At 69.2% G+C, this 3551-nt stretch carries 8 protein-coding genes; 4 read left to right on the forward strand and 4 right to left on the reverse strand.

The window, feature by feature from the left end; translation table 11 throughout:
• On the reverse strand, positions 1 to 169 hold a 169-nt coding region (locus ENN83_RS17080), incomplete at its 3' end, for a DUF6455 family protein (RefSeq protein WP_414707595.1).
• Positions 170 to 290: 121 nt separating this feature from the next.
• Here ENN83_RS17080 and ENN83_RS00560 point away from each other — a divergent pair.
• Positions 291 to 680 (forward strand): thiol-disulfide oxidoreductase DCC family protein, encoded by a 390-nt coding sequence (locus tag ENN83_RS00560; RefSeq protein WP_287182851.1) that lies wholly within the window; start codon positions 291 to 293, stop codon positions 678 to 680.
• 9 nt (positions 681 to 689) lie between these two features.
• Positions 690 to 929, forward strand: a complete 240-nt coding sequence (locus ENN83_RS00565) for a hypothetical protein (protein WP_287182853.1) — start codon at positions 690 to 692, stop codon at positions 927 to 929.
• Positions 930 to 940: 11 nt separating this feature from the next.
• Here ENN83_RS00565 and ENN83_RS00570 read toward each other — a convergent pair whose 3' ends face one another.
• Positions 941 to 1189, reverse strand: a complete 249-nt coding sequence (locus tag ENN83_RS00570; protein WP_287182855.1) for a DUF167 domain-containing protein — start codon at positions 1187 to 1189, stop codon at positions 941 to 943.
• A gap of 95 nt (positions 1190 to 1284) precedes the next feature.
• Between ENN83_RS00570 and ENN83_RS00575 the strand changes: the two genes are divergently transcribed.
• Together ENN83_RS00575 and ENN83_RS00580 are read left to right on the forward strand one after the other, a co-directional pair.
• Positions 1285 to 1863, forward strand: coding sequence for a nitroreductase family protein (locus ENN83_RS00575; RefSeq protein ID WP_287182857.1), 579 nt, complete (start codon positions 1285 to 1287; stop codon positions 1861 to 1863).
• On the forward strand, positions 1860 to 2558 hold the full coding sequence (locus ENN83_RS00580) for an EI24 domain-containing protein (protein ID WP_287182858.1): 699 nt from the start codon (positions 1860 to 1862) through the stop codon (positions 2556 to 2558). The genes ENN83_RS00575 and ENN83_RS00580 overlap by 4 nt, the downstream gene beginning before the upstream one ends.
• Positions 2559 to 2567: 9 nt before the next feature.
• On the opposite strand, the gene mce is transcribed toward ENN83_RS00580, so the two are convergent.
• Both mce and ENN83_RS00590 read right to left on the reverse strand, forming a co-directional pair.
• Positions 2568 to 2972 carry a methylmalonyl-CoA epimerase gene (mce, locus tag ENN83_RS00585; RefSeq protein ID WP_287182860.1) on the reverse strand — a complete coding sequence of 135 codons (405 nt, stop codon included), beginning with the start codon at positions 2970 to 2972 and terminating at the stop codon, positions 2568 to 2570.
• 358 nt (positions 2973 to 3330) lie between these two features.
• A partial coding sequence (locus ENN83_RS00590) for an EAL domain-containing protein (protein WP_287182862.1) occupies positions 3331 to 3551 on the reverse strand: 221 nt, incomplete at its 5' end.

A 3551-nucleotide genomic window follows, 5' to 3' on the forward strand; every position in this document is an offset into this window, starting at 1 on the left:
CCTTGCAATGGGCCGGGTCGGTGCAGCCGAGGCAGCGCGAGACGGTCGCGCGCATGTCCTCGGGCGTCCAGTTGCCGGCCATCATCTTCTCGGTGAGGTCGAGACCCAGCGCCTCGGCCATTTTCTCCACCAGTTCGGCATGTTCGTCATACTTGGCCTCGCCGGACATGGCCGTCTCTCGTTAGCTGTTGCAGGCGCAGTAGACCGGAGAGTTGGGCCTGCTGCCTTGATGCGTATCAAATTGGCGCGAACCTCTTGCAGAGCCGCGCCGCGCGTCTAGCTGGCCCGCGATGGATGAGACGGAAGTGATCTATAACGGCGCCTGCCCGATCTGCGCGCGCGAGATCGCGGGCTACCGCCGGCTGAGCGAGGCCAATGGCCTGCCGATCCGGTATACCGACCTAAACGCGGCCGATCTTGCGCGGCTGGGCCTGAGCGCCGAGGACGCGGCGCGGCGGCTGCATGTGGTGCAGCAGGGCCGCCTGATTGCCGGGTTCCCGGCCTTCCTGGTGCTGTGGTCGAGCATGCCGCGGATGCGCTGGCTGGCGCGCCTTCTTGGCCTGCCCGGGCTGCGGACCGTCATCGGCGCCGCCTATGAGCGCATTGCCGCGCCGCTGCTGTATGCCCTGCATCGGCGCCGCCGGAACCGGGCGCTTCACAAGGCGCGTCCGGGCGGCTAGCCTGTTCCCATGTTCAGCATCGAGCACGATTTCGACGCCACGGTGATTACCCTTGTCGACGAGGGCCGCGCGCCCTTGCAGGAGGATGTGACGATCACCGCCTTCGAGGAATGCGTGACAATCGAGCAGCTGGACGCGCGCACGGGCGAGGTGCAGAAGATCACGCTGTCGCTGGGCCAGGTGCATGAATTGGGGGCGGCGCTGGACCTGCCCGAAGGGATCTACCGGATCGGACCCGAGCAGGACTGACGCGGCCTGCCTCAGTCCAGCACCCGAACCAGCTTGTCCCGGGCGGTCTGGCCGCGGATGATGGCGAGGCGGGATTTCGGCACGCCCAGCGCCTTGGCCAGCAATTTCAGGACCGCCGCATTGGCCTTGCCGTCCTCGGGCACGCAGGTGACGTAGATGCGCAGGAGCCCGTTCCCGGGAACGATCCTCGCGCGCGAGGCCTTTGGCGTCACGCGCAGGGCGATCTCGGTGCCGGGGGCGGAGAGATGCGAGAGATCCATGCCGCTTGCTGCCCAAGGCGCGGGCCTGCGTCAAGCCGGGCTTGCGCACCGCGCGGCGATGGCCGACATGAAGGGGCGACAAGATGGAGATGCCGATGCCCGCCCCCCGCCCCGAGGCGATGGAGTTCCTGCTGACCCGCCGGTCGCGCCCCGCCAAGACCCTGCGCGCGCCCGCGCCGGACCGGGCCGCGCTGCGGCCGATCCTGACCGCGGCGCTGCGCAGTCCCGATCACGGCAAGCTGGAGCCCTGGCGGCTGATCGTGCTGGAGGAACCCGCGCTGCGGCGGCTGGCCGGGCTGGTGCGGGCGCGTGGCGCGGTGCTGGGCCATGGCACCGAGGCGATCGACAAGGCGGCATCGGCCTATCAGACCAGCCCGCTGGCGGTCGTGGTCGTGGCCGCGCCGAAAGCCTCGGACAGGATCCCCGAGATCGAGCAACTGTATTCGGCGGGCGCGGTCTGCCTTGCGCTGCTGAATGCCGCGCTGGCCTCGGGCTGGGGGGCGAACTGGCTGTCGGGCTGGCCCGCCCATGACCGGGGATTCGTCGAGACGGGGCTGGGGCTGAGCGCGCAGGAACGGGTGGTGGGTGTGGTCCATATCGGCACCGAGACCGCCGCGCCGCCCGAGCGTCCGCGCCCGGATGTGGACGCGCTGACCGAATGGATGGCGCAATGATCTTCGCCGCCTTTCTCAAGGCGCTGGGCCAGCTTGGCGACCGCACCTTCCGCAAGGTGCTGCTGCTGGGGATCGGGTTGTCGGTGGCGTTGCTGGCGGCGCTTTACGGCGCGATCTTCCTGCTGATCGGCTGGCTGGTGCCGGACAGCGTCACCCTGCCCTTGATCGGCGAATTACGCTGGGTGGACGAGTTCCTGTCTGGCGCCTCGCTGGTGCTGATGCTGGTGCTGTCGGTCTTTCTGATGGTCCCCGTGGCCTCGGCCTTTACCGGGCTGTTCCTCGACGACGTGGCCGAGGCGGTCGAGGCGCGGCATTATCCCCACCTGCCGAAGGTGCCGCCGGTGCCGGTGCTGGACCAGATCCGGGACGGGCTGGCCTTCTTCGCGGTGGTGGTCGGGGTGAACCTCGTCGCGCTGGTGCTGTATTTCGTGGTGGGGCCCTTCGCGCCGCTGCTGTTCTGGGCGGTGAACGGCTTTCTGCTGGGGCGGGAATATTTCCAGATGGCGGCAATGCGGCGGCTGGGGCGCAAGGGCGCCGTGGCGCTGCGCAAGCGTCACGGCCTGACGGTCTTTGCCGCGGGCCTGCTGATGGCGGTGCCGCTGTCACTGCCGCTGGTGAACCTGGTGATCCCGATCCTGGGCGCGGCGGTGTTCACGCATCTGGTGCAGCGGCTGGCCCCGCAAGGGGCCGCCTGAGCGCGCGGGTCAGACCTGTTCCAGCTCGATCAGGGTGCCGTTGAAATCCTTGGGATGCAGGAACAGCACCGGCTTGCCATGGGCGCCGATCTTCGGCTCGCCAGTGCCCAGCACCCGCGCGCCCTGTGCCTTGAGCCGGTCGCGGGCGGCCAGGATATCCTCGACCTCGTAGCAGAGGTGATGGATGCCGCCCGAGGGGTTCTTTTCGAGGAAGCCCCTGATCGGGCTGTCCTCGCCCAGCGGATAAAGCAGTTCGATCTTGGTGTTCGGCAATTCGATGAAGATCACCGTGACGCCGTGATCGGGCTCGTCCTGGGGCGCACCGACGCGGGCGCCCAGCGTGTCGGCATATTGGGCGGCGGCGGCGTCCAGATCCGGGACGGCGATGGCGACATGGTTCAGACGGCCGATCATGGACAGGTTCCTCGCTGCGAAGTCCTGCGCCGGGTTATCGGGCTTCGCGCAGGGCGGCGCAACCCCACGAAACGTCCGGAATTTGCCGCGGGCGTGCCGAATTCCTGCCCTGCGCCGGTGGCACGATTCTCGGGTCGCAACCGAAAACGGGACCGCCGCCATGATCGCCCAGCGCCTGAAAGCCGTGCTCGACCGCTCCGTGTTCTGGGGGGGGGCCGGCTCGCTTGCCTTGGCCCTTTTGGGGACGGTCTGGCCGGTCTGACGCCGATCCCCGACGCGGCGGGCTGAACCGCATCAGGCCCCGGCGGCCGGGATGCGGGACCGACATGCCCCCGCCATCCGGTGCCAGCCTGTCCGGTCAGGGCGCGGCCTGCATGGCCGCCGCCGTCCTCCCGCCGAGATACCGTGCGAACTCCGGCGCGTCCATCGGGCGCGCCCAGAGATAGCCTTGGCCCACATCAATGCCCATGCCCTTGAGGATGTCGCGCTGCACCGCGTTCTCGACGCCCTCGGCGACCGAGCGGATGCCCATGCCGCGGGCGATCTCGGCGATGGCGGCGACGATGGCGCGGTCGTCGC

This window comes from Rhodovulum sp., from assembly GCF_011048875.1.
GTDB classification, from domain to species: domain Bacteria; phylum Pseudomonadota; class Alphaproteobacteria; order Rhodobacterales; family Rhodobacteraceae; genus Rhodovulum; species Rhodovulum tesquicola.

Bases quoted from the DNA above. Each gene is read 5' to 3' on its own strand.
- ENN83_RS00560 (WP_287182851.1), top strand. From the start codon at position 291: ATGGATGAGACGGAAGTGATCTATAACGGCGCCTGCCCGATCTGCGCG.
- ENN83_RS00565 (WP_287182853.1), top strand. From the start codon at position 690: ATGTTCAGCATCGAGCACGATTTCGACGCCACGGTGATTACCCTTGTC.
- ENN83_RS00570 (WP_287182855.1), bottom strand. From the start codon at position 1,189: ATGGATCTCTCGCATCTCTCCGCCCCCGGCACCGAGATCGCCCTGCGC.
- ENN83_RS00575 (WP_287182857.1), top strand. From the start codon at position 1,285: ATGCCCGCCCCCCGCCCCGAGGCGATGGAGTTCCTGCTGACCCGCCGG.
- ENN83_RS00580 (WP_287182858.1), top strand. From the start codon at position 1,860: ATGATCTTCGCCGCCTTTCTCAAGGCGCTGGGCCAGCTTGGCGACCGC.
- mce (WP_287182860.1), bottom strand. From the start codon at position 2,972: ATGATCGGCCGTCTGAACCATGTCGCCATCGCCGTCCCGGATCTGGAC.